Here is a 24,193-nt window from a genome sequence, read left to right as displayed (position 1 = left end):
ATCATGCGGGTAATCGTGTGCGGAGCGGGGCAGGTCGGCTATGGTATTGCTGAACGTCTTGCTGCTGAAGAAAATGACGTCTCGGTTATCGATACGTCTGCGCGCCACGTTGAGATTGTGCGCGATACGCTGGATGTGCGTGGCTTTGTTGGCCATGGCTCACAGCCGGATGTTCTTGCCGCAGCCGGTGCCAATGAAGCCGATATGATCATTGCTGTAACATTATCTGACGAAGTCAATATGGTGGCTTGTCAGGTGGCGCATTCGGTTTTCAACGTGCCAACCAAGATCGCTCGTATTCGTGCGCAATCCTATCTCAAGGCTGAGTATCAGGATCTGTTTTTGCGCGAAAACCTGCCGATCGATGTGATTATCTCGCCGGAGCTTGAAGTTGGTGAAGTGGTTCTGCGGCGTATTGCCTTGCAGGGCGCGACTGACGTGCTGCGATTCGCGGATGATAAGATCATCGGTCTTGCAATAGAGTGCCTGGAAGAATGTCCAGTTATCAATACGCCGCTCAAACAGTTATCAGACCTGTTTCCTGATCTGACTGCGACTGTGGTTGGTGTTGTGCGCAATGGCAGTCTGTTCATTCCCCGTTCGACCGATCAGCTGCACGCTGGTGATCTGGCCTATGTTGTCACAACGCGCGAGCAGGTGCGCAGAACGCTCTCTTTGTTTGGGCATGAAAAGCCGGAAGCACATCGGATTGTCATTGCCGGGGGCGGCAATATCGGTCTTTATGTTGCCAAGGCCATTGAAGAGCGTAAATGGCAGACACGCATCAAGATGATCGAAAGTGAGCATGAGCGTGCCTTTACGATTGCTGATCAGCTTAGCCGTACAATGGTTTTGCATGGCAGCGCGCTCGATCAGGCGCTTTTGCAGGAAGCTGATATTGAGGATGCCGATCTGTTCGTGGCACTGACCAATCAGGATCAGGTCAATATTCTTTCCAGCATTATGGCGAAGCGCCTCGGTTGCAAGGCGAATATGGCGCTGATCAACACGGTTGCCTATCAGGACTTCACCCACATGGTGGGGATAGATGCCTATATCAATCCCAAGGCGGTGACCGTATCAAAGATATTGCAGCATGTGCGACGCGGGCGCATCCGTGCGGTTTATAGTGTCTATCGTGATATGGCCGAAATTATCGAAGCAGAAGCACTTGAGACGTCTTCGCTGGTCGGTGCGCCATTGCGTGATCTTGATTTGCCGGACGGTTTGCGAATTGGTGCGATTTACCGGGGGGGACAGGTCATTCAGCCCAATGGTGATGTGCGGATCAAACCGAAAGATCGTGTTGTGATTTTTGCAACTGCCGATGCGATCAAGCATGTTGAGCAGATGTTCCGCGTTAGTCTGGAATTCTTCTGACCCCTGATATGAAACTTATTTCGCGGTAGTTCTTTCGATGGATATTTGTACGTTCTGGTATGGGCCGCGTCTGCGCGATGTCGACCGCATCTGTCTCGCATCAATGGTGATGACTGGCCAGCGTGTGAAACTGTTTTCATATGCGCCGATTGAGAATGTACCCGTAGGCGTCGAGCTGCATGATGCCAGCAAAATTCTACCTGAGGTGGTGTTTAAGCGACTTGATCCGGGCTATCCGAGTTTACGAAGCCGAACGACTATCGTTCAGTTCAGCGATATTTTTCGCATCATGCTGATGAAGCATAAGCAGGGTGTGTGGCTCGATACGGATGTGTATCTGCTCAAGCAGTTTCATCCTGATCCATCGAAACCCTATCTCGCTCGCGAGAATCGTTTCCGCGTTGGAGTTTCTGCGCTTTACCTGCCGCATGATCATCCGATTATCCGTGAATTCGAAGCCTATGTGGCGGCAAGCTATCCATTACCGCGCTGGCTTGGATTGCGGCGTGGGAAGTTGCGGCCATTATACTATCGTCTCATTGGTAAGGACGTAACGCCTGCCGCCATCGGGATTACGATTTTCGGAAATGACGGCATATCACGGCTAGCACGCAAATACGGCATCTTCAGAAACGCCGCTCCGCAGGAGAATTTCTATTATTGGGTGGGCAAGGAAGCGACGCGGATTTACGATCCGGCTTATGGGCTGGAACCCACAAAACACCCTGATTTCATTGGATTTCACATTCACAAGAAGCATAAAGAAGTTGTCTCAATGCAACCGGGAAGCTTCTATATGTGGGCGATTGATCGCGTGAAGCCATTGCTTGGTGGTCCGCTTTCAGATCATCCGAAATAGGGGCTGCTTATTCATACCTGCAAGGATTTGCATATCAGGTTTTAAATTTGGCGGTTGCGCAAAGATTCCCATCCTGTTAACCGAAGCTTAAGAGCGAAGCAGTTGTCTTTCCACAGCAATTGCGATTAGTGACTGGTTTAGCGCGATCCGGGAGCTTGATTTATATTTGCGCGCATGTTCGTCTGGCATTTAGCGAACTGACTGCTGATCGATTAAAGGAATAAAAACAATGGCTGAACGATCGCAAAATCTTCAAGACCTTTTTCTCAATTCTGTACGCAAGCAGAAAATTTCACTGACCATCTTCCTTATCAATGGCGTGAAACTCACGGGTATCGTGACGTCTTTTGACAATTTCTGCGTATTGCTGCGCCGCGATGGACACTCGCAGCTTGTCTATAAGCATGCAATCTCGACCATCATGCCAAGCCAGCCTGTGCAGATGTTCGAAGGCGAAGAAGCCTGACGCATATCAGTTCAATATTGGTCAGTTTTATGCTGACCAATATTATGCCGGGGCGTCTTCTATTTGAAACCGCTAATACGGATACCTATCTGTATGGATAGGTATTTTCCGTATCCCGGAGTAAGTATATTTGTCGAAATTCAAGGATAAGAACGTTTCGCCTGCCGATGAAAATAAGGGATTTGGTTTGTCTGAACCAGAGCCGACCAGAGCAGCGGTTATCGTTCCCATATTACCCGAACGACACACAACAAGCACGGCAAGTGACGAAGGTGAGCGACCACAGTTTCAGCGCTCCAATGAAGCACGGCTGGAGGAAGCCGTCGGTCTTGCACGTGCGATTAATCTCGAAATAGCCCATGCCGAGAGTGTGATCGTCAATCAACCGCGTCCTGCGACCCTTCTGGGGACGGGTAAGGTTGAGGCAATCGCCGAAATCATTGAAGAGAAGTCGATCGGACTTGTTATTGTCGATCATGCTTTGACGCCGGTGCAGCAGCGCAATCTTGAAAAAGAGTGGAACGTCAAGGTTATCGACCGGACCGGCCTTATCCTTGAAATCTTCGGTGAGAGAGCACGCACCAAGGAAGGTGCGTTGCAAGTCGAGCTTGCGCATCTGAACTATCAGAAGGGCCGTCTGGTCAGAAGCTGGACCCACCTTGAGCGTCAGCGCGGTGGTGGCGGCTTCCTTGGCGGTCCGGGTGAAACGCAGATCGAAGCCGACAGGCGTATGCTTCAGGATAAGATTCTGAAGATCAAGCGCGAGCTTGAGACGGTTGTGCGTACACGGACGCTGCATCGGCAGAAGCGTCGCAAGGTTCCGCATCCGGTGGTGGCGCTCGTTGGCTATACCAATGCGGGCAAATCAACGCTGTTCAACCGTATGACCGGCGCTGACGTGCTGGCCGAAGATATGCTGTTTGCTACGCTCGACCCGACGTTGCGTCGTATTCGTTTGCCGCACGGTGAGACGGTTATCCTGTCCGATACAGTCGGTTTTATTTCAAATCTTCCGCACCATCTCGTTGCCGCATTCCGGGCAACGCTTGAAGAGGTTGTCGAGGCTGATCTGATCCTGCATGTGCGTGACATTTCCGATCCCGACAATGCAGCACAGGCTGAGGATGTTGAAAGTATTCTCGCTGGGCTCGACGTCGAGCCGCATGATCATAAGCGCGTGATCCAGATCTGGAACAAGATCGATAATCTGGATGAAGCGGGTCGTGAGGCAGCACTTCGCTTGGCTGCCGCCGGCAGCGAGGAGGGGCGTCCGATCCCGCTTTCAGCGTGGACGGGGGAAGGCGTTGACAGGTTGCTTTCCCTGATTGAGACCCGCATTGCAGGGGCGCTTGGAACTGTCGATGTTGTGCTTTCTCCATCCGAGCTTCGCATTCTTGACTGGATTTACCAGCATGGCAGCGATGTAAAGCGCGAAGATCTGGAAGATGGCTCTGTTCATATTCAGGCCCGCCTTACAGAAACAGCACGAAAAATGCTGGATGAGAAACGCGGCATTAAGCCTGTCCCTCAGGATTCGGACTGGGATTGATCGGCATCTTGCGGAACAGGGTTGCAAAGCCCTATGTATGGAACATCCATACGATTCATATTCGTCATACACTATCCAGAGGCCCATAATGAGAGATCCTATTGAAACCGTCATGAACCTCGTGCCGATGGTTGTCGAGCAGACCAACCGTGGCGAGCGGGCCTATGATATCTTTTCGCGCTTGTTGAAAGAACGCATCATCTTCGTCAACGGTCCCGTCGAAGATGGAATGTCGATGCTGATCTGTGCGCAGTTGCTGTTTCTTGAATCGGAAAATCCGAAGAAAGAAATCAACATGTACATCAATTCGCCCGGCGGTGTTGTGACCTCCGGCATGGCGATTTATGACACGATGCAGTTCATCAAGCCGCCAGTGTCCACGCTTTGTATGGGGCAGGCAGCCTCTATGGGCTCGCTGTTGCTGACAGCTGGTGCCACCGGCCAGCGTTATGCGCTGCCAAATGCCCGTATCATGGTTCATCAGCCATCGGGTGGTTTCCAGGGGCAGGCATCTGATATTGAGCGCCATGCGCAGGACATCATCAAGATGAAGCGTCGCCTCAACGAAACTTACGTCAAGCATACTGGTCGTGATTATGAGACGATCGAACGCACGCTTGACCGTGATCACTTTATGACAGCGCAGGAAGCTCTGGAATTTGGTTTGATCGATAAAGTGATCGAATCGCGCGAAGTGAGCGCCGAAGAAACCAAGTAATTTGGGGAGGCAGATAGTCTGCCTCTTCGTATTTTAGCGCGCTTTGCCACAAAAGGGGCTTATTTCGTGGTCCTACGTGAAGGATAACGCATGGTGTTAAGCATCTGTTGGGGTTCAGGGCGCTAAAATTGATCAGATTGTGCCGAATCTCTATGGGGAACATGATTTTTCATTTGTTCCCCGCCTGAGGTTCTGCAAAAGTCTCCATCAAAGGCTTACTCGGTCGGAAAGCCTGCGGTGACTGGGATCCAAAATGACAAGCAGTGCGTAAAAGCTGCTGATGGAGCCTGAAGGGAGCGGCGTTTTGCTTACCCTCATGGATCCGAACCGGAAAAAACGATCGAAATGAACACGCGATGAGGTTGTTGTTCGTTTCGGTTTATTGAAAGGAAACTGCAATGAGCAAAGTCAGCAACAGCGGCGGCGATTCAAAGAATACGCTTTATTGCTCTTTCTGTGGCAAAAGCCAGCATGAAGTTCGTAAGCTGATTGCAGGCCCGACCGTATTTATTTGTGACGAGTGCGTCGAACTTTGCATGGACATCATCCGCGAGGAAAATAAAACCTCAATGGTGAAGTCGCGTGAAGGCGTGCCTACGCCACAGGAAATCAAGGACGTTCTTGACGATTACGTCATCGGCCAGAAAGACGCCAAGCGTGTTCTCTCGGTTGCGGTACACAATCACTACAAGCGTCTTGCACATCAGAGCAAGAGCAACGACATCGAGCTTGCGAAGTCGAACATTCTGTTGGTCGGCCCAACGGGTTGCGGCAAGACCTACCTTGCCCAGACACTCGCGCGCATCATTGATGTACCGTTTACCATGGCGGATGCAACGACGCTTACAGAAGCCGGTTATGTCGGTGAGGATGTTGAAAACATTATCCTGAAGCTGCTTCAGTCGGCCGATTATAATGTTGAACGCGCGCAGCGCGGCATTGTTTATATCGATGAAGTCGACAAAATCAGCCGCAAGTCTGATAATCCTTCGATCACCCGTGATGTATCGGGCGAAGGTGTTCAGCAAGCGCTTTTGAAGATCATGGAAGGCACTGTTGCTTCTGTTCCACCGCAGGGTGGTCGCAAGCATCCACAGCAGGAATTCCTGCAGGTGGACACGACGAATATTTTGTTCATCTGTGGCGGTGCTTTTGCCGGTCTCGACAAAATCATCTCGGCGCGCGGTGAGAAGACTTCGATTGGCTTTAGCGCAACTGTGAAGTCGGTTGACGACCGCCGCATTGGTGATGTGTTTAAAGAGCTGGAACCGGAAGATCTGCTGAAGTTCGGTCTTATTCCGGAATTCGTTGGTCGTTTGCCGGTAATCGCGACACTGGAAGATCTGGATGTTGATGCACTGGTACAGATCCTGACCGAGCCGAAGAATGCGCTCGTGAAGCAGTATCAGCGGCTGTTCGACATGGAAAATGTTGAACTGAGCTTCCACGACGATGCTTTGCGCGCAATTGCCAATAAGGCTGTTGAACGCAAGACCGGTGCACGTGGTCTGCGCTCGATCATGGAAAAGATCCTGCTCGACACCATGTTTGAGCTTCCAACGCTGGAAGGCGTGCAGGAAGTGGTCATTTCCGGTGATGTTGTGGATGGAAGCGCTCGTCCGCTTTATATCTACGCTGAGCGTCAGGAAGAAAAGGGCAATGCGTCGGCTTGACGATTTGCCGGCCTTTTTTTGTTTATCTCCTGGCAAATGCTGAATACTGGAAAAGCTTGTTATTGTACAAATCTCCGTGACAGCGCAGGATAAATGACGATTCTATGAAAGCTGCCCTGGAATCAGCTTGAATTTGGGAGTTCGACACTCCAATTATGGACCGAAGCACTGGTCATGGACTGCCTCATTATGAAAGGGGCCATAACCAGTGGCAATCGGGTCGAATGACCTGAGAAAGGACTTACAATGACGGGTATTGAACAGAAGACTCCTTTGGGTGGTTCTGGAGCGGATGGTGAAGACGGGCTGTATGCCGTCCTGCCGTTGCGCGATATCGTAGTTTTCCCGCATATGATCGTTCCGCTGTTTGTTGGACGCGAAAAGTCGATCAAGGCACTTGAAGAGGTGATGGGCGTTGATAAGCAGATTTTGCTTGCAACGCAGAAGAATGCGGCGGACGACGATCCGGCACCGGATGCAATTTATGAGATCGGCACGATCGCCAATGTGCTGCAGCTTCTCAAGCTGCCAGACGGTACCGTTAAGGTTCTCGTCGAAGGCACCGCGCGCGCCAAGGTTTCCAAGTTTACCGATCGTGAGGATTATCACGAAGCTTACGCAACTGCTCTGCCTGAGCCGGAAGAAGACGCTGTTGAGGTTGAGGCTCTGGCCCGTTCAGTGGTTTCCGATTTCGAAAACTACGTGAAGCTGAACAAGAAGATTTCGCCGGAAGTGGTTGGCGCTGCAAGCCAGATCGACGACTATTCCAAGCTCGCTGATACGGTTGCTTCGCATCTCGCAATCAAGATTCCTGAAAAGCAGGAAATGCTGTCGATTCTCTCGGTGCGTGAGCGTCTTGAGAAGGCGCTTGCTTTCATGGAATCTGAAATTTCTGTTCTTCAGGTTGAAAAGCGCATCCGTGGCCGCGTCAAGCGCCAGATGGAAAAGACCCAGCGCGAATATTACCTCAACGAGCAGATGAAGGCGATCCAGAAGGAGCTTGGTGATGGCGAGGACGGTCGCGATGAGGCGGCTGAACTCGAAGAGCGCATCAACAAGACCAAGCTTTCCAAGGAAGCACGCGAAAAGGCACAGGCTGAGCTGAAGAAGCTGCGCAGCATGAGTCCGATGTCAGCGGAAGCGACCGTTGTTCGCAATTATCTCGACTGGCTGCTGTCTATTCCTTGGGGCAAGAAGTCGAAGGTTAAGCAGGACCTGAACTTTGCTGAGGAAGTGCTTGATGACGAGCATTTCGGTCTCGACAAGGTCAAGGAGCGCATTGTCGAATATCTGGCCGTGCAGGCTCGCTCGACCAAAATCAAAGGCCCGATCCTTTGCCTCGTTGGACCTCCCGGCGTCGGTAAGACCTCGCTTGCCCGCTCGATTGCGAAGGCAACCGGTCGTGAATATGTCCGTATGTCGCTTGGTGGCGTGCGTGACGAGGCTGAAATCCGTGGTCACCGTCGCACTTACATCGGTTCGATGCCCGGCAAGGTCATCCAGTCGATGAAGAAGGCGAAGAAGTCCAACCCGCTCTTCCTGCTCGATGAAATCGACAAGATGGGCCAGGATTTCCGTGGTGATCCATCTTCGGCAATGCTTGAGGTGCTGGACCCGGAACAGAACTCAACCTTCATGGATCACTACCTTGAGGTTGAATATGATCTGTCGAACGTCATGTTCGTGACGACTGCCAATACGCTGAACATTCCGGGTCCGCTTCTGGACCGTATGGAAGTCATCCGTATTGCCGGTTACACCGAAGATGAAAAGCTCGAGATTGCCAAGCGGCACCTGCTGCCAAAGGCCATCAAGGATCATGCGCTGCAGCCGAAGGAGTTTTCGGTCACAGACGATGCGCTGCGCAACGTTATCCGTCTTTACACGCGTGAAGCCGGTGTTCGTAGCCTTGAACGTGAAATGATGACTTTAGCGCGTAAGGCCGTGACTGAGATTCTCAAATCGAAGAAGAAGTCGGTGAAGATCACCGACAAGAATCTCTCCGATTATCTCGGTGTCGAGCGTTTCCGTTATGGTCAGGCCGAAGGCGAAGATCAGGTTGGCGTTGTCACAGGTCTTGCATGGACTGAAGTGGGCGGCGAATTGCTGACCATCGAAGGCGTCATGATGCCCGGTAAGGGTCGCATGACCGTTACGGGTAACCTCCGTGATGTGATGAAGGAATCGATTTCGGCGGCGGCATCGTATGTTCGCTCGCGCGCAGTTGATTTCGGCATTGAGCCTCCGCTGTTCGATAAGCGTGACATCCACGTGCACGTGCCGGAAGGCGCAACGCCTAAGGATGGTCCATCGGCTGGTATCGCTATGGTTACGGCAATCGTCTCTGTTCTGACCGGTATTCCGGTTCGCAAGGACATTGCAATGACTGGCGAAGTGACGCTGCGTGGCCGTGTGCTGCCTATTGGTGGGTTGAAGGAAAAGCTGCTTGCTGCATTGCGTGGCGGCATCAAGAAGGTTCTGATCCCGGAAGAAAACGCCAAGGATCTGGCGGATATTCCGGACAATGTGAAGAATAATCTTGAGATCGTTCCAGTGTCGCGAGTCGGCGAAGTGCTGAAACATGCACTGGTTCGGGAGCCGCAGCCGATCGAATGGACAGAGCCAGAAACGCCTGTCGCATCCGCTCCGGTGGACGACGAAGCAGGTGTTTCGACAGCACATTAATCATTGTCTGTGCCTAATAAGCTAACAATGCCGGGCTAAAAGCCCGGCATTTCTGTGTTTAACCCCGGGTTTCCGGGGTTTTTTCGTGTTGACAGGCTTGGTTTGTCAACCGATTTGAATAAACTGCACGCAATCCGGTCGCGTTATTCGTTCCGGTAGATAAAGAAAGGAAATGCCTATGAACAAGAACGAATTGGTCGCCGCAGTAGCGGAAAAGGGCGGTTTGACTAAGGCCGACGCAGGAACTGCCGTTGACGCAGTTCTCGCAGCTGTAACCGGTGCACTCAAGGCTGGCGAAGAAGTACGTCTGCCTGGCTTCGGCGTTTTCTCCGTATCGCATCGCGCAGCGTCGACTGGCCGCAACCCTTCGACTGGTATGGAAGTTGCTATTCCTGCCCGCAACGTGCCGAAGTTCTCGGCTGGTAAGGGCCTGAAGGATGCCGTTAACGGCTAATCCAGTAAACTGACGCGGCATGATCGCGCTCAGTTATACGAGAAGGCCCGGTTTAACCGGGCTTTTTTGCTTTATAAGGGGAGGTTTTGCGATGCGATTTTATAAAATGAGTGTGGCACTTCCGACCCTCGGTTTCGCGGGGCTGCTTTTCGGTATGCAACCGGCACAGGCGGACACCTGTGATGAGCAGGTCTTTCAGGATACAAAATTCATTATCTGTACGGTGAAGGCGAAAGAAAACCTGCGTCTGTTTTGGAAGGGCGCAGAGGGTGAGCCGTATCGCAATTTCTCGAAAATTGCAGATGCTGGGGCTGCACAAGGCAAGACGCTGTCATTCGCGTTTAATGCGGGAATGTATCAGACCGATTTCACGCCGATGGGGCTTTATGTCGAGGATGGGCAGGAACTGGTTGCTGCCGATACAAAAGCGCCTCAGCGTGCGTCTGGCCCGGTTCCAAACTTCTATAAAAAGCCCAATGGCATTTTCTATTTTGATAAAGACAGCGCCGGTATTGTTTCAACCGAGCGATTTCTAAAGCGCCGACCGCAGGCGCGCTTTGCGACGCAATCCGGACCGATGCTGGTCATTGAGAACAAGCTCAACCCGATTTTGATCAAAGACTCGACGGACCGGACCCGCAGAAGCGGTGTTGGTGTTTGTGATGATGCGACCATTCGCTTCGCAATTAGCGAAGATGCGGTGAATTTCTATGATTTCGCATCGCTGTTTCGTGACGGGCTGAAATGTCCGAATGCGCTGTTCCTCGACGGCGGCGGCGGTGCTGGAATTTATAATCCTGCCATGGGGAGAAATGACATCTCATGGCATGGCGGATATGGGCCGATTGTGGGATTTGTTGAATAGAGTGCCTGAAAAAGGCGGGTTTAAAAACCCGCCTTTTTCATTCATTCAGCAGCTTCTGCTTTGCGCCCCGGACGGCGCTCCAGCAGTTCCTTGAGGAATTGGCCTGTGTAAGAGCGCTTTTCCTTCACGATGTCTTCGGGGCGCCCAACAGCGACAATCTCACCGCCGCCATCGCCGCCTTCCGGACCAAGATCGATAACCCAGTCGGCAGTCTTGATGACTTCGAGATTGTGCTCAATGACCACAACTGTATTGCCCTGTTCAACCAGTTCATGCAGCACTTCGAGAAGTTTTGCCACATCATGGAAGTGCAGGCCGGTTGTCGGTTCATCCAGAATATAGAGCGTTCGCCCGGTGGCTTTGCGTGAAAGTTCCTTGGCGAGTTTCACGCGCTGCGCTTCACCGCCAGAAAGGGTTGTGGCCTGCTGGCCTACTTTTACATAACCAAGTCCCACTTTAACGAGCGTCTCAAGCTTGTCGCGCACAGCAGGAACGGCTGTGAAGAACTCAGCTCCTTCTTCAACCGTCATATCAAGGACATCGGCAATCGACTTGCCTTTGAATTGCACTTCCAGCGTTTCGCGGTTGTAACGCTTGCCGTGACAGACATCACAAGTGACATAGACATCCGGCAGGAAGTGCATCTCGATCTTGATGACGCCATCGCCCTGACAGGCCTCGCAGCGCCCACCCTTCACGTTGAACGAAAAGCGCCCCGGCTGATAGCCGCGGGCCTTGGCCTCCGGCAGACCTGCGAACCAGTCACGGATCGGTGTGAAAGCGCCGGTATAGGTTGCCGGATTGGAGCGTGGCGTGCGGCCAATCGGTGACTGATCAATGTCGATGACTTTATCGAGGAATTCGAGGCCTTCTATACGGTCATGTTCCGCCGGATGTTCGCGCGAACCCATGATGCGACGCGAGGCAGCCTTGAACAGCGTTTCGATCAGGAAGGTGGATTTACCGCCGCCAGACACCCCGGTTACAGCGGTGAATGTACCAAGTGGAATATCCGCCGAAACATTTTTCAGATTGTTGCCGCGTGCGCCGACAACCCGGATGCGCTTGTTCTTGGTCAGTTTGCGGCGCTCAGCCGGAACTGCCACCTCCATCGCACCCGACAAATATTTGCCGGTTAGCGAGTTCGGGTTGGACATGACGTCTTTCGGCGTGCCCTGCGCGATGATCTTGCCACCATGAACACCAGCCGCCGGGCCAATATCGACCACATAATCGGCTGTCAGGATCGCATCTTCATCATGCTCGACAACGATCACGGTATTGCCGAGATCGCGTAAGTGACGAAGCGTGTCGAGAAGACGGGCATTGTCGCGCTGATGAAGGCCGATGGATGGTTCATCAAGCACGTAAAGCACGCCGGTCAGACCGGAGCCGATCTGAGAGGCAAGGCGAATACGTTGACTTTCACCGCCCGAAAGTGTGCCGGAGTTGCGCGCAAGCGTCAGATAGTCGAGGCCGACATCATTGAGGAATTCCAGACGCTCGCGGATTTCCTTCAAAATACGGGCTGCAATTTCGCGCTGCTTGTCATTGAAGCTGCCATCAATATCACGAAACCATGCATCGGCATTGCGGATCGACATGCCGGTGATTTCACCAATGTGTTTCATGCCAACTTTGACGGCCAGCGCTTCCGGCTTCAGGCGAAAGCCTTTACAAGCCGGGCAGGGCGTTGAAGACATGAAGCGCTCGATTTCCTCACGCGACCATGCCGAGTCGGTTTCTTTCCAGCGGCGTTCGAGATTGGGGATCACACCCTCAAAAGCCTTGGTGGTCTGATAGGCGCGCAGGCCATCATCATACTGGAAGGTGATTTCCTTGCCCTTGGTGCCATAGAGAATGGCAGTCTGCGCTTCATCGGAAAGATCGGACCATTTGGCACTCAGCTTGAAGCCATAGGCTTTACCGAGCGCTTCCAGCGTCTGATTGTAATAAGGTGAAGACGAACGGGCCCATGGCGCAACGGCTCCATCTTTCAGAGAGGCGGAATGATCGGGAATGATCAGGTTCGGGTCAATCGCCTGTTGCGTGCCAAGACCGTCACAGGTCGGGCATGCACCAAAGGGATTGTTGAATGAGAACAGGCGCGGTTCGATTTCGGGAATGGTGAAACCGGACACCGGACAGGCAAATTTTTCCGAAAACATAACGCGTTCATGCGTTTCATTTGCCGATTTGTTGGCGCTACCACCGGCAGATGTATCCTCGGCCAGCAATGGTTTGTCGGCGAATTCTGCGATTGCCAAACCTTCTGCCAGTTTGAGGCAGGTTTCAAGGCTGTCGGCGAGGCGGGTTCCGAGATCAGGGCGCACCACAACGCGGTCCACAACCACATCAATATCGTGCTTGTATTTCTTGTCTAGGGCTGGAACGTCAGCAATTTCGTAAAAGGTGCCATCGACCTTCACGCGCTGAAAACCCTTCTTCTGAAGCTCGGCCAATTCCTTTTTGTATTCGCCTTTACGCCCACGAACGATGGGCGCCAGGATATAAAGACGGGTGCCTTCTTCCAACGCCAGAACCCGATCAACCATCTGGCTGACAGTCTGGCTTTCAATCGGCAGGCCGGTCGCAGGCGAATAAGGCACGCCCACGCGCGCGAAGAGCAGGCGCATGTAATCGTAGATTTCGGTGACGGTGCCGACAGTTGAACGCGGATTGCGGCTCGTTGTCTTCTGTTCGATGGAAATGGCCGGGGATAGACCGTCGATCTGATCAACATCCGGCTTCTGCATCATTTCAAGGAACTGGCGCGCATAGGCCGAAAGGCTTTCGACATAGCGACGCTGGCCTTCCGCGTAGATCGTATCGAAAGCGAGCGATGATTTGCCGGAGCCTGAAAGGCCGGTCATCACGATCAGCTTGTCGCGTGGCAGATCAAGATCGACATTTTTCAGATTGTGTTCACGCGCGCCACGTATGGAAATGAATTTCTGATCGCTCATTCCGCGTCCTGCCTGTTTCGTCATGTCGTAGAGTGGCTGGCGCCGAAAAATTTATGGTGCGCCGCTCCACAATATGGGGATGAACCCTTTCAAAGGAAAGGGGCTGTTCAGTCGCTTTCTGGGTTCTAACGCCGGAACAAAGATCGAACAACCAGTCATCTGATAGGCGATACGAAATGTGAACGCAAGAGCGTTGACTGTTACTCCTGACAGGAGCAAACTATATTTGCTCGCCGGATGGAGGGACATCGCAGAATTGAAACGATGTCGACAAGAGGTCTGACTGGCTGAGTAAACGTAACAGGGAGATAGGAGCATGAGTCCACCTGACGACGTTGCATAGCTTTCATCATGATGAGAGCACAATTACTTGCAGTCTTAACTGCTTCATTTGCAAGGAATGATGCATTTTTGATTGAGACAGGTAGTTGCAGAAAATTTAAAAAATGCGCGGCAATCTGGCATCGTTGCTCAGATTTCCGAATAAATTTATCGGCGAATTACTGTCGATATAAGAGCTTAGCTCAACCCCAAGCCCTGCGCGCCTAAGAAACAGTGAGCGGCAGGGCTTAACTCTGCGAAGATTTTCCGGTTTCTATAGCGTGTCGCGTTTAATCGTATCCAATACGCTTGCTTTTTCTTCTTGTTTTACACATGCCGTTCTCGGATCGTAGGGGGAATGGAAATCAGGCCGGTGAACGAATTTCCCCGCGACGTTGGGCCTTAATTTTCCGCAACATGCTTTATCTCTCCATGTATAAAATCCGCATTAAAATCCATTTCAAGCTTGTAAATTGAACAAAACAAGAACATAAACTTCTGTGGACATTGCCGGAATTCGCCGTGCGAGCATGAGCGCGGTGGAAGTGGCTGCTGTAAGGTGATAGTTGAATTTTAGGCCAATACCTTTTGGTATTTGACATTCTTTAAAAGTAGACGCCGTTTGGCAGGGCTGAGAAGCGCGCTGGATGGGTGGATGCGAGAGATCCGGAGTAAGTTTTCAATGGCTGGTAGCGTCAACAAAGTCATTCTGATCGGCAATCTTGGTGCTGATCCAGAAATCCGCCGCCTTAATTCAGGCGATCAGATCGCCAATCTGCGTATTGCGACGTCGGAAAGCTGGCGCGACCGTCAGTCCGGTGAGCGCAAGGAACGTACCGAGTGGCATAGTGTTGTCATCTTCAATGAAAATCTTGCCAAGGTGGCAGAGCAGTATTTGAAGAAGGGGTCCAAGGTTTATATCGAGGGCGCGCTGCAGACGCGTAAGTGGCAGGATCAGAACGGTAATGATCGTTACTCGACTGAAATCGTGTTGCAGAAATTCCGGGGCGAACTTCAGATGCTTGATAGCCGCGGCGAAGGTGGTGGCGAGGGGCGGTCGTTCGGCGGCGGCGGTGGTAATCGCAACCAGATGTCGGATTATTCCGGCGGCGGAAGCGATTTTGGATCGTCCGGCCCATCCAATCAGGGTGGTGGCAGCGGCGGCGGTTTCGCGCGCGACCTTGATGATGAAATTCCATTCTGATAAAAAAGCGGGCGTCACAAGCGCCCGCTTTTTTAGTTGGATTGATTGATAAAAAGAATAATATAAGCTGCTGTTTTAGCTTATTATTATCTGTTATCGTCTCGTTGATTATTTCCATAAAATGCGCCGTAGACAGATGACTTTTGCGATCGGACTGGATGAACGAAGTGAAATGGCTTTTGGCGGAAGAGCTGATCTGCTGCATCCCCATTCGCTGGGCATTATTTTTTCCGATGTGATTTTCTGTTGGGCGCGTGTGTTGTGATGCGGGCGGATCATACTCTTAACGGGTGTTTTGTTGCTGTTGTCGGTCCCAGTGGTGCCGGTAAAGATACGATTATGGATGCGGCGCGTGAGATACTGAAAGATGATCCGCGGTTTCATTTTGTGCGGCGCGTTATCACCCGACCACAAATGCCGGGCACTGAAGATCACGATAGTCTGGACGAGGAAGCTTTTCGCAAAGCGGCAGACGAGGGTGCTTATGCGCTTCAATGGCAGGCGCATGGTTTGAGCTATGGTCTGCCGCGTTCGCTGGATACCAAACTTGCGGAAGGCACGGTTGTTATCGCCAATGTTTCGCGTCGGGTTCTGACGGATATTCGCAGACAGTATCAATCACGTTCCATCGTGCTGATAACTGCACAACCGTCCGTATTGGCTGAGCGACTGGCAGCACGTGGGCGAGAAACACGGGAACAGATCGAAAAGCGTTTGGCGCGTGAAGTGCGCTTCGATCATCAGGCTGACGACGTTGTGATGATCGATAATTCTGGAGCAGTGGCGACATCCATCGAAGCCTTCCTCGCACACTTAGAGCGGTTCCGGTTCTGATTGAATTCAGATCGGCAGCCTAAAGGGAAAACTAAGTGTCGGCGAGGGATATGTGCTTATCCTGTGATCAGCGACCTGACGCCATCTGCAACGAATTGCACGGCAAGGGCTGCCAATATGACGCCTAGCAGGCGCGTCAGGATTGAGCGGCCCGTTTCTCCGAGGAAGCGGTCAACGCGTTCTGCAAGCAACAGCACCAGATATGTAATGAGCAGGCAGGTAAATATGACCAGTAGCAGAACGGCGTGTTCTGCCGGTCCAGTGAACGAATCGGACGTCAGAACAATGGCGGAAATTGCACCCGGACCGGCTATCAGTGGTATGGCAAGCGGGAAGGCTGCGATATTGCGGATATGGTCCTTGGTGATGGCAACTTCGGCGCTCTTTTCCTTGCGCTCGGTTCGCTTTTCGAAAATCATTTCGAAGGCGATCCAGAACAGAAGCAGACCGCCTGCGACGCGAAAAGCGCCGATGCTGATGCCGAACATGCCGAGTATCTGCGCGCCAGCAATTGCAAACAGCGCCATTACCCCAAAGCCGATGATGGATGCGCGCAGCGCAACCTGTCCGCGATGGTTGCGATCCATGCCGGGCGTCAATGCAAGAAACAAAGGAGCCAGACCGGGCGGATCAATTGTGACAAGCAGGGTGACGAAGGCGCTGAAAACCGTATCGTAGAACCCCATGCTAAACGCGCCTCTTTTTTTGATATTTTTTGCCTGATTTGTGAAGCAGAGTGTAGCTGATCAAAGCCGCGCGGTCGATGTAAAGCACACGCTCAGGCAACATCATTACGCGATGTTTATGTGAATATCTTTCAAGTGCTTGATAAGATGGGCGAAATTAGCTGCTCGAATTGGCCTCGAAATTGGCGTTTTGCACCATTTTGCTCTATAAAGTGACTTTATCGATTCTGTTGAGAAAGATATCTGAATAGTGTCAGATCTAACGCCTCCACCCGGTTCCGAAGATATGAATGGCGGCCCGAGCGGCCCTACAGGTATCGAACCGATTTCCATTATTGAGGAGATGCAGCGCTCCTATCTCGATTACGCAATGAGCGTTATCGTGAGCCGTGCCCTGCCTGACGTGCGCGATGGCTTGAAGCCAGTGCATCGTCGTATTCTCCATGCCATGAACGAGATGAACCTCGCTTACAATCGCCCCTACCGAAAGTCGGCAGGTGTGATCGGTGAAGTGATGGGTAAGTACCATCCGCATGGTGACGCTTCTATTTATGACGCCTTGGTGCGTATGGCGCAGGACTTCTCCTTGCGCGATCCACTCGTGGACGGCCAGGGCAACTTCGGTTCCATCGATGGCGATCCGCCAGCGGCGATGCGTTATACCGAATGCCGTCTGGAGAAGGTCACTGAATCCCTTCTGTCGGATATCGACAAGGATACGGTTGATTTTCAGGACAACTATGATGGCCGTGAGCGGGAACCAATGGTTCTGCCAGCCCGCTTTCCGAACCTGCTTGTCAATGGTTCGGGCGGCATTGCGGTTGGTATGGCAACCAACATTCCGCCGCATAATCTGGGCGAAGTCATCGATGGCTGCGTTGCGCTGATTGAAAATCCAGCCATTGAGCTGGAAGAAATCATGGAAATTATTCCCGGCCCGGATTTTCCGACCGGTGGTATTATCCTTGGACGTGCTGGCATCAATTCTGCCTATACGACGGGTCGTGGCTCGGTCATCATGCGTGGTCGCGTGGCGATTGAACCGATGCGTGGTGATCGTGAAGCGATCATCATCACTGAAGTTCCCTATCAGGTGAACAAAGCATCGATGATCGAGAAAATGGCCGAACTGGTACGCGACAAGCGTATCGAGGGCATTTCTGATCTGCGCGATGAATCGGACCGCGATGGCTATCGCGTTGTGGTCGAGCTCAAGCGTGATGCTGTTGCGGATGTCGTGCTCAACCAGCTTTACCGCTACACGCCGCTGCAAACCTCTTTCGGCTGCAACATGGTTGCGCTGAATGGCGGCAAGCCTGAACAGCTTAATCTTCTCGATATGCTGCGCGCTTTCGTGGCGTTCCGCGAAGAAGTGGTAACGCGCCGCACCAAGTTCCTGCTCAACAAAGCGCGTGATCGCGCGCATGTGTTGGTTGGTCTGGCAATCGCAGTTGCCAATATTGACGAAATCATTGCTCTCATTCGTCGTGCGCCTGATCCGGCAACCGCGCGTGAGCAGTTGATGGAGCGTCGTTGGCCTGCTGCTGATGTGGCGCCGCTGATTCGTTTGATCGATGATCCGCGTCACAGGATCAATGAGGATAACACCTATAACCTCTCGGAAGAGCAGGCGCGTGCTATTCTTGATCTTCGCCTGCAGCGCCTGACAGCGCTCGGTCGCGAAGAAGTGGCGGATGAGCTGAACAAGATTGGCGAAGAAATTCGCGATTATCTGGATATTCTCAGCTCGCGCATTCGCGTTATGACAATCGTCAAGGAAGAGATGATTGCTGTTCGCGACGAGTTTGCCACGCCGCGCCGTACCGAGTTTGGTCTTGGTGGCGCCGAAATGGACGATGAAGACCTGATCGCTCGCGAAGATATGGTCGTGACTGTCAGCCACGCCGGTTATATCAAGCGTGTGCCGCTGGCCACTTATCGTGCACAGCGCCGTGGCGGCAAGGGCCGCTCCGGTATGGCCACCAAGGACGAGGATTTCGTAACCCGTCTGTTCGTCGCCAATACGCATACGCCGGTTCTGTTCTTCTCCTCGCGCGGTATCGTCTACAAGGAAAAAGTCTGGCGTCTGCCGGTCGGCAATCCGCAGTCGCGTGGCAAGGCGCTCATCAACATGTTGCCGTTGCAGCAGGGCGAGCGCATCACCACGATCATGCCGCTGCCGGAGGATGAGGAATCCTGGGCAAACCTCGACGTCATGTTCTCGACCACGCGTGGTACGGTTCGCCGTAACAAGCTCAGCGACTTCGTTCAGGTTAACCGTAACGGTAAGATCGCGATGAAGCTCGAAGAAGAGGGCGATGAAATCCTCTCGGTTGATACCTGTACGGAATTCGATGACGTTCTTCTGACCTGTGCTGGTGGCCAGTGCATTCGCTTCCCTGTCACTGATGTGCGCGTCTTTGCTGGTCGTAACTCGATTGGCGTGCGCGGTATCAATCTGGCAGAAGGCGATAAGGTCATCTCGATGGCTATTCTGCATCACGTTGATGCGGATGCTGCCGAACGTGCAGCTTACCTCAAGCGTTCGATTGCGGAACGCCGTGCGCAGGGTGCGGACGATGCCGATGATATTGTTGTTGTCGGTGAAGACGTCGAAAATGAAACCGAGCTTAACGACGAACGCTATCAGGAACTGAAGGCGCGTGAGCAGACCGTTCTTACCGTTAGTGAGTATGGTTATGGTAAGCGGTCTTCGTCTTATGAGTTCCGCGTTTCCGGCCGTGGTGGTAAGGGTATTCGCGCAACCGATACGTCGAAAACCGATGAAATCGGCAAGCTGGTTGCTCTGTTCCCGGTCGAGGCCAGCGATCAGATCTTGCTGGTTTCAGACGGCGGTCAGCTGATCCGTGTGCCGGTCGGCGGCATTCGTATCGCTGGACGTTCGACCAAGGGTGTCACGATCTTCAATACGGCTGACGGCGAAAAGGTCGTCTCGGTTGAGCGCATTTCGGAAACGGAAAGCGATGAAGAGAATGGCGCTGCCGAGATTGATGAAATCGCGGTTGAAGGTGATGCACCTGCAGCCGGTGGCGAAGAGTAAAAAAATGCGCTGATACGCAAGTGTCAGCGCGCTCTGTGATCCAAATGAAAAGGCCGGTGGCGGAAGCCATCGGCCTTTTTGAGATGTCAGGACTGGAGGGCACTGACGATCTTTGAAACTTTATTTAACGCGAACTCAATTTACGCACGGCGTTTAGATTAAAAGCGGCGGGACGTATGCGTTGGCGCTTTGCTTCATTCTCTTCCAGAAGCAAAACAATCGCCGATGCAGCCATTGCTACCATCATGGATAATGCCAGAAGAAATATCATCATCGCGGTATCCTTTCATTATAGATACGCTTGAGAAGCAAAAAGGTTGCAGCAAAGGTGCGCTCATGATGGTAAATCGGTTGTGAACTTGTCGTGAAATCGTGCTTCATTGCTCATTCAATTTGTTTTCTTGGTTTCTGATTTCTTTCCAATTGTGGTTGTTGTTGAAAATCTGATGAGAAAAGGCTAGCTGGTAGAAATGACGATCGCGATTTATGCGGGTTCATTCGACCCGATCACCAATGGCCATATGGATGTCCTGAAAGGCGCGCTCCGTCTTGCCGATCAGGTTATTGTTGCTATCGGCGTACATCCGGGTAAAAAACCGCTTTTCAGCTTTGAGGAGCGTGTTGCGCTTATCAACGCAAGCTCCAGCGAATTGCTTGGCGCTGATGCAAAGCGTGTGTCGGTAATTTCATTCGATGCACTGGTGATTGATGCGGCACGCAAGCATGGCGCAAAGCTTATGGTGCGCGGCCTGCGCGATGGCACCGATCTTGATTATGAAATGCAGATGGCAGGCATGAATGGGACAATGGCACCGGAATTGCAGACTGTCTTTCTGCCAGCCGATCCTGCTGTGCGCACAATTACTGCCACATTGGTTCGCCAGATTGCCTCAATGGGAGGCGACATAAAGCCCTTCGTTCCGGTTGCTGTCGCTAAAGCACTGGAAGCAAAATTCAAATCCTGATTCAGGGAGTTTCTCGGTTATGTCATTTATTCGTTCGGCGTTCGCCGCAGCCAGCATTGTTGCGTTATCTCACGGGGCTGCCTTGGCAGCGGAGACGCTTAATTTGCAGCTTAAAGATGGTAATGTTGCAATTGAGCTTGAACCAAAGCTTGCACCAAAACACGTTGCTCAGATTGAGAAGCTGGTAAAGGAAGGCGCTTATGATGGCGTTGCTTTCCACCGCGTGATTCCGGGCTTCATGGCTCAGACCGGCGATGTGAAGTTTGGTAATGTCGACAAGGGTTTCAATGCATCGCGTGTGGGTACTGGTGGCTCTGAATTGCCAAACATTCCAGCCGAATTCTCCAAGGAGCCTTTTGTGCGTGGCACGGTTGGCATGGCACGCAGCCAGGATCCAAATTCGGCCAACTCGCAATTCTTCATTATGTTCAATGACGGCGCCTTCCTGAACGGCCAGTACACTGTGGTTGGCAAGGTTGTCAGTGGCATGGATGTGGTTGATAAGATCAAAAAGGGAAGTGAATCCGACAATGGCTCGGTTGAAAACCCTGACAAAATCATCAAAGCCACAATCGAAAAGAAATAAGTTTTAAATTCAACGCGTATCCCTGTCCCAAAAACCAATCAAATTTGGGGGGATACGCTCAATAGGAGAGGCCCGATGGCTTATAAAGACCCGGAAAACACGCTCGTTCTTGAAACCACCAAGGGCAATGTCGTTCTCGAACTCTTCCCTGATCTGGCTCCCGGCCATGTCGAACGCATCAAGGAACTGGCACGCGAAGGCGCATATGACGGCGTTGTATTCCACCGTGTAATCGACGGCTTTATGGCGCAGACCGGCGACGTGAAGTTCGGCAAGACGGGTGGTGCGCATTTCAACGGCGCACGCGCTGGCATGGGCGGTTCGGATAAGCCTGACCTCAAGGCTGAATTTTCGAACACCCAGCACAAGCGCGGTACAGCTTCGATGGCTCGTTCGCAGAACCCGAATTCGGCTAACTCGCAGTTCTTTATCTGCTTTACCGATGCTCCATGGCTTGACCGTCAGTACTCCGTATGGGGTCAGGTTATCGAAGGCATGGACAATGTTGACAAGATCAAGCGTGGCGAACCTGTTACTGATCCAGACGTGATCGTCACAGCACGCATCGCTTCCGACATCTAATTCTGTCATTTCTATAGAAATATAGCGGCTCCGGTTTTGCCGGGGCCGCTCTTGCTTTGCCGAGGTTTATGATGCGTGTTGATCTTTTCGATTTCGATTTACCGGAAGAGAGTATTGCTCTGCGTCCAGCCGAGCCGCGCGATCACGCCAAGCTGTTGCGTGTGCGTCCCGGCCAGCCATTCGAAGATCGACAGGTATTTGAATTGCCTGATCTGTTGCAGCCGGGTGATGCACTGGTTTTCAACGATACAAAAGTCATTCCCGCACAGCTTGAAGGGATGCGTGAGCGCGATGGCAATATTTCGCAGGTGAGTGCGACGCTTCACATGCGTACCGGCCCGGATCGCTGGAAAGCATTTCTGCGCCCGGCCAAGCGCGTGAAAGAAGGCGATCGCATCCGTTTCGGTCATTCCGGTTCAAGCTGTTCCCTTGGAACTCTCGACGCGACCGTTGCCGAAAAGGGAGATGCGGGGGAGGTGCTGCTGGTGTTTGACCTTTCGGGTGCCATGCTCGATGAAGCCATTGCTTCCGTTGGCCATATTCCTTTGCCGCCCTATATCGCATCCAAGCGCTCTGAAGACGAGCGCGACCGCAGCGATTATCAGACTGTTTACGCGCGCGAAGAAGGCGCTGTCGCCGCACCGACTGCCGGGCTGCATTTCACACCAGAGCTGCTCAAAAAAATCCGCGAGCGTGGCATCGAAGAGCATTTCGTGACGCTGCATGTCGGGGCGGGCACATTTCTGCCGGTCAAAGCCGACGATACGACGGACCACAAGATGCATTCCGAGATCGGTTATGTTTCGCATGAGACTGCCGATGCGCTCAATGCCGTTCATGCCCGCGGTGGCCGGGTGATCTGTGTTGGTACAACATCGCTGCGTCTTATTGAGAGTGCTGCCGGTGAAGATGGCATCATTCGCCCATGGGCCGGGCCGACGGATATTTTCATCACACCGGGCTACAAGTTCCGGGCAGTCGATCTGCTGATGACCAATTTTCATCTGCCGCGCTCGACGCTCTTCATGCTTGTTTCGGCCTTCAGCGGTTTTGAAACCATGCATGAAGCTTATAAGCGCGCAATCGACACAGGCTATCGCTTTTATTCCTATGGAGACTCCAGTCTTCTTGAAAGGCAATGAAACGGTTTCCTTTTCCAGCATAATTCATTAGAGACACGGCATGACCAGCGAAAGTTTTGAATTCAAAGTGCTAGCGCGTGATGGCGCAGCCCGTCAGGGCGAAATCTCCATGCCGCGCGGCGTGGTGCGTACGCCTGCCTTCATGCCGGTTGGCACAGCCGGAACCGTTAAGGCCATGTATATGGATCAGGTGAAGGATTTGGGCGCGGATATTATCCTCGGCAACACCTACCATCTGATGCTGCGTCCGGGTGCGGAACGTGTGGCTCGTCTTGGTGGTCTGCATGAATTTGGCGGCTGGAAAGGCCCAATTCTGACCGATTCCGGCGGTTTTCAGGTCATGTCGCTCGCGCAACTGCGCAAGCTTGATGAAAATGGTGTGACTTTCCGCTCGCATATCGATGGCAAACCTTATGAAATGACGCCGGAGCGCTCCATCGAAATTCAGGGGCTGCTTGATAGCGATATTCAGATGCAGCTCGATGAATGTGTGGCGCTGCCATCACCTGAAAAGAATACCGAGCGCGCGATGGAATTGTCGCTGCGCTGGGCTGAACGCTGCAAGGTGGCATTTGGCACACAGGCTGGCAAGGCGATGTTCGGCATCGTGCAGGGCGGCGACAATGCGCGCCTGCGTGAGCGCTCGGCGGAAGCACTGAAAGCGATGGACCTCAAGGGCTATTCCGTTGGTGGTCTGGCCGTTGGTGAACCGCAGGACGTCATGCTTGAGATGCTCGAGGTGGTTTGCCCGATCCTGCCAACGGAAAAGCCACGCTATCTGATGGGCGTCGGCACGCCGGATGATATTCTCAAATCGGTGGCCCGCGGGATCGACATGTTCGATTGTGTGATGCCGACACGCGCCGGGCGTCATGGTCTGGCGTTCACACGCTTTGGCAAGGTCAACCTGCGCAATGCGCGCCATGCCGACGATCATCGTCCGCTTGATCCGGAATCAAACTGCCCGGCAACGCGTGATTACAGCCGCGCTTATCTGCATCATCTGGTGAAATCGGGTGAAGCGCTGGGTGGAATGCTTCTCACATGGAACAATCTGGCCTATTACCAGTATCTTATGCAGGGTATTCGTGCAGCGATTGCGGAAGGTCGTTTTGAAGATTTTGCAGCTGAAACGACAGCCGGATGGGAGAGGGGCGATATACCCGCTCTTTAATTTAACAAAAAACGCGCCTCATA

At 52.6% G+C, this 24,193-nt stretch carries 20 protein-coding genes; 17 read left to right on the top strand and 3 right to left on the bottom strand.

The genetic code is table 11. The features are described from left to right. The first annotated feature begins 3 nt into the window (after positions 1–3). The 9 genes from trkA to ABE530_RS11610 all read left to right on the top strand — a co-directional run bounded on the left by trkA (position 4) and on the right by ABE530_RS11610 (position 10,649). Positions 4–1,380: a Trk system potassium transporter TrkA gene (gene trkA / locus ABE530_RS11650; protein ID WP_499694612.1), complete on the top strand. Its 1,377-nt coding sequence runs from the start codon at positions 4–6 to the stop codon at positions 1,378–1,380. 37 nt (positions 1,381–1,417) lie between these two features. Continuing rightward, positions 1,418–2,239, top strand: coding sequence for a glycosyltransferase family 32 protein (locus ABE530_RS11645; protein WP_265984647.1), 822 nt, complete (start codon positions 1,418–1,420; stop codon positions 2,237–2,239). A gap of 229 nt (positions 2,240–2,468) precedes the next feature. Next, positions 2,469–2,705 (top strand): RNA chaperone Hfq, encoded by a 237-nt coding sequence (gene hfq, locus ABE530_RS11640; protein WP_002964239.1) that lies wholly within the window; start codon positions 2,469–2,471, stop codon positions 2,703–2,705. Positions 2,706–2,835: 130 nt separating this feature from the next. Further along, positions 2,836–4,254, top strand: coding sequence for a GTPase HflX (gene hflX, locus ABE530_RS11635; protein WP_499694611.1), 1,419 nt, complete (start codon positions 2,836–2,838; stop codon positions 4,252–4,254). 88 nt (positions 4,255–4,342) lie between these two features. Continuing rightward, on the top strand, positions 4,343–4,972 hold the full coding sequence (gene clpP, locus ABE530_RS11630) for an ATP-dependent Clp endopeptidase proteolytic subunit ClpP (protein ID WP_265984649.1): 630 nt from the start codon (positions 4,343–4,345) through the stop codon (positions 4,970–4,972). Positions 4,973–5,370: 398 nt separating this feature from the next. Next, positions 5,371–6,645 carry an ATP-dependent Clp protease ATP-binding subunit ClpX gene (clpX, locus tag ABE530_RS11625; protein ID WP_265984650.1) on the top strand — a complete coding sequence of 425 codons (1,275 nt, stop codon included), beginning with the start codon at positions 5,371–5,373 and terminating at the stop codon, positions 6,643–6,645. A gap of 246 nt (positions 6,646–6,891) precedes the next feature. After that, the gene (lon, locus tag ABE530_RS11620; protein WP_499694610.1) at positions 6,892–9,330 is read left to right on the top strand and encodes an endopeptidase La; all 2,439 of its coding nucleotides are present in this window, start codon (positions 6,892–6,894) and stop codon (positions 9,328–9,330) included. A 178-nt stretch (positions 9,331–9,508) separates the two neighbouring features. Beyond that, positions 9,509–9,784, top strand: a complete 276-nt coding sequence (locus ABE530_RS11615) for an HU family DNA-binding protein (protein ID WP_007875106.1) — start codon at positions 9,509–9,511, stop codon at positions 9,782–9,784. 91 nt (positions 9,785–9,875) lie between these two features. Next, positions 9,876–10,649 carry a phosphodiester glycosidase family protein gene (locus tag ABE530_RS11610; protein ID WP_499694609.1) on the top strand — a complete coding sequence of 258 codons (774 nt, stop codon included), beginning with the start codon at positions 9,876–9,878 and terminating at the stop codon, positions 10,647–10,649. Positions 10,650–10,690: 41 nt separating this feature from the next. Here ABE530_RS11610 and uvrA read toward each other — a convergent pair whose 3' ends face one another. Then, entirely contained in the window at positions 10,691–13,615 is a 2,925-nt protein-coding gene (gene uvrA, locus ABE530_RS11605; RefSeq protein ID WP_265984652.1) for an excinuclease ABC subunit UvrA, read from the bottom strand. A 1,003-nt stretch (positions 13,616–14,618) separates the two neighbouring features. On the opposite strand from uvrA, the gene ssb reads away from it, so the two are divergent. Both ssb and phnN read left to right on the top strand, forming a co-directional pair. Next, positions 14,619–15,140, top strand: coding sequence for a single-stranded DNA-binding protein (gene ssb / locus ABE530_RS11600; RefSeq protein WP_499694608.1), 522 nt, complete (start codon positions 14,619–14,621; stop codon positions 15,138–15,140). Positions 15,141–15,404: 264 nt separating this feature from the next. Then, positions 15,405–15,974: a phosphonate metabolism protein/1,5-bisphosphokinase (PRPP-forming) PhnN gene (gene phnN, locus ABE530_RS11595; RefSeq protein ID WP_499694712.1), complete on the top strand. Its 570-nt coding sequence runs from the start codon at positions 15,405–15,407 to the stop codon at positions 15,972–15,974. A gap of 56 nt (positions 15,975–16,030) precedes the next feature. Here phnN and ABE530_RS11590 read toward each other — a convergent pair whose 3' ends face one another. Continuing rightward, positions 16,031–16,660, bottom strand: a complete 630-nt coding sequence (locus ABE530_RS11590; RefSeq protein WP_265984655.1) for a MarC family protein — start codon at positions 16,658–16,660, stop codon at positions 16,031–16,033. A gap of 286 nt (positions 16,661–16,946) precedes the next feature. Between ABE530_RS11590 and gyrA the strand changes: the two genes are divergently transcribed. After that, positions 16,947–19,721, top strand: coding sequence for a DNA gyrase subunit A (gyrA, locus tag ABE530_RS11585; protein WP_265984745.1), 2,775 nt, complete (start codon positions 16,947–16,949; stop codon positions 19,719–19,721). 124 nt (positions 19,722–19,845) lie between these two features. Here gyrA and ABE530_RS11580 read toward each other — a convergent pair whose 3' ends face one another. After that, positions 19,846–19,995, bottom strand: a complete 150-nt coding sequence (locus ABE530_RS11580) for a hypothetical protein (protein ID WP_265984656.1) — start codon at positions 19,993–19,995, stop codon at positions 19,846–19,848. Between the two features lie 196 nt (positions 19,996–20,191). Between ABE530_RS11580 and coaD the strand changes: the two genes are divergently transcribed. From coaD to tgt, 5 genes are all read left to right on the top strand, one after another. Continuing rightward, positions 20,192–20,686, top strand: coding sequence for a pantetheine-phosphate adenylyltransferase (gene coaD / locus ABE530_RS11575; protein ID WP_265984657.1), 495 nt, complete (start codon positions 20,192–20,194; stop codon positions 20,684–20,686). A 19-nt stretch (positions 20,687–20,705) separates the two neighbouring features. Further along, entirely contained in the window at positions 20,706–21,272 is a 567-nt protein-coding gene (locus ABE530_RS11570; protein WP_499694607.1) for a peptidylprolyl isomerase, read from the top strand. Between the two features lie 75 nt (positions 21,273–21,347). Continuing rightward, positions 21,348–21,854, top strand: coding sequence for a peptidylprolyl isomerase (locus ABE530_RS11565; protein ID WP_265984659.1), 507 nt, complete (start codon positions 21,348–21,350; stop codon positions 21,852–21,854). 71 nt (positions 21,855–21,925) lie between these two features. Then, entirely contained in the window at positions 21,926–22,996 is a 1,071-nt protein-coding gene (queA, locus tag ABE530_RS11560) for a tRNA preQ1(34) S-adenosylmethionine ribosyltransferase-isomerase QueA (protein WP_499694711.1), read from the top strand. Positions 22,997–23,036: 40 nt separating this feature from the next. Continuing rightward, the gene (gene tgt, locus ABE530_RS11555) at positions 23,037–24,170 is read left to right on the top strand and encodes a tRNA guanosine(34) transglycosylase Tgt (RefSeq protein WP_499694606.1); all 1,134 of its coding nucleotides are present in this window, start codon (positions 23,037–23,039) and stop codon (positions 24,168–24,170) included. The last annotated feature ends 23 nt before the right edge of the window (positions 24,171–24,193 follow it).

Source organism: Brucella sp. TWI559 (genome assembly GCF_039674265.1).
Lineage (GTDB): Bacteria > Pseudomonadota > Alphaproteobacteria > Rhizobiales > Rhizobiaceae > Brucella > Brucella chromiisoli.
Note: the sequence above shows the minus strand (reverse complement) of the source record. Positions and strands in the feature narration are given on the sequence as shown.

Bases quoted from the DNA above. Each gene is read 5' to 3' on its own strand.
- ABE530_RS11570 (WP_499694607.1), top strand. From the start codon at position 20,706: ATGTCATTTATTCGTTCGGCGTTCGCCGCAGCCAGCATTGTTGCGTTA.
- clpX (WP_265984650.1), top strand. From the start codon at position 5,371: ATGAGCAAAGTCAGCAACAGCGGCGGCGATTCAAAGAATACGCTTTAT.
- ABE530_RS11610 (WP_499694609.1), top strand. From the start codon at position 9,876: ATGCGATTTTATAAAATGAGTGTGGCACTTCCGACCCTCGGTTTCGCG.
- lon (WP_499694610.1), top strand. From the start codon at position 6,892: ATGACGGGTATTGAACAGAAGACTCCTTTGGGTGGTTCTGGAGCGGAT.
- gyrA (WP_265984745.1), top strand. From the start codon at position 16,947: ATGAATGGCGGCCCGAGCGGCCCTACAGGTATCGAACCGATTTCCATT.
- hfq (WP_002964239.1), top strand. From the start codon at position 2,469: ATGGCTGAACGATCGCAAAATCTTCAAGACCTTTTTCTCAATTCTGTA.
- ssb (WP_499694608.1), top strand. From the start codon at position 14,619: ATGGCTGGTAGCGTCAACAAAGTCATTCTGATCGGCAATCTTGGTGCT.
- queA (WP_499694711.1), top strand. From the start codon at position 21,926: ATGCGTGTTGATCTTTTCGATTTCGATTTACCGGAAGAGAGTATTGCT.
- coaD (WP_265984657.1), top strand. From the start codon at position 20,192: ATGACGATCGCGATTTATGCGGGTTCATTCGACCCGATCACCAATGGC.
- ABE530_RS11590 (WP_265984655.1), bottom strand. From the start codon at position 16,660: ATGGGGTTCTACGATACGGTTTTCAGCGCCTTCGTCACCCTGCTTGTC.
- clpP (WP_265984649.1), top strand. From the start codon at position 4,343: ATGAGAGATCCTATTGAAACCGTCATGAACCTCGTGCCGATGGTTGTC.
- uvrA (WP_265984652.1), bottom strand. From the start codon at position 13,615: ATGAGCGATCAGAAATTCATTTCCATACGTGGCGCGCGTGAACACAAT.
- ABE530_RS11615 (WP_007875106.1), top strand. From the start codon at position 9,509: ATGAACAAGAACGAATTGGTCGCCGCAGTAGCGGAAAAGGGCGGTTTG.
- ABE530_RS11645 (WP_265984647.1), top strand. From the start codon at position 1,418: ATGGATATTTGTACGTTCTGGTATGGGCCGCGTCTGCGCGATGTCGAC.
- ABE530_RS11565 (WP_265984659.1), top strand. From the start codon at position 21,348: ATGGCTTATAAAGACCCGGAAAACACGCTCGTTCTTGAAACCACCAAG.
- trkA (WP_499694612.1), top strand. From the start codon at position 4: ATGCGGGTAATCGTGTGCGGAGCGGGGCAGGTCGGCTATGGTATTGCT.
- ABE530_RS11580 (WP_265984656.1), bottom strand. From the start codon at position 19,995: ATGATGATATTTCTTCTGGCATTATCCATGATGGTAGCAATGGCTGCA.
- phnN (WP_499694712.1), top strand. From the start codon at position 15,405: ATGCGGGCGGATCATACTCTTAACGGGTGTTTTGTTGCTGTTGTCGGT.
- tgt (WP_499694606.1), top strand. From the start codon at position 23,037: ATGACCAGCGAAAGTTTTGAATTCAAAGTGCTAGCGCGTGATGGCGCA.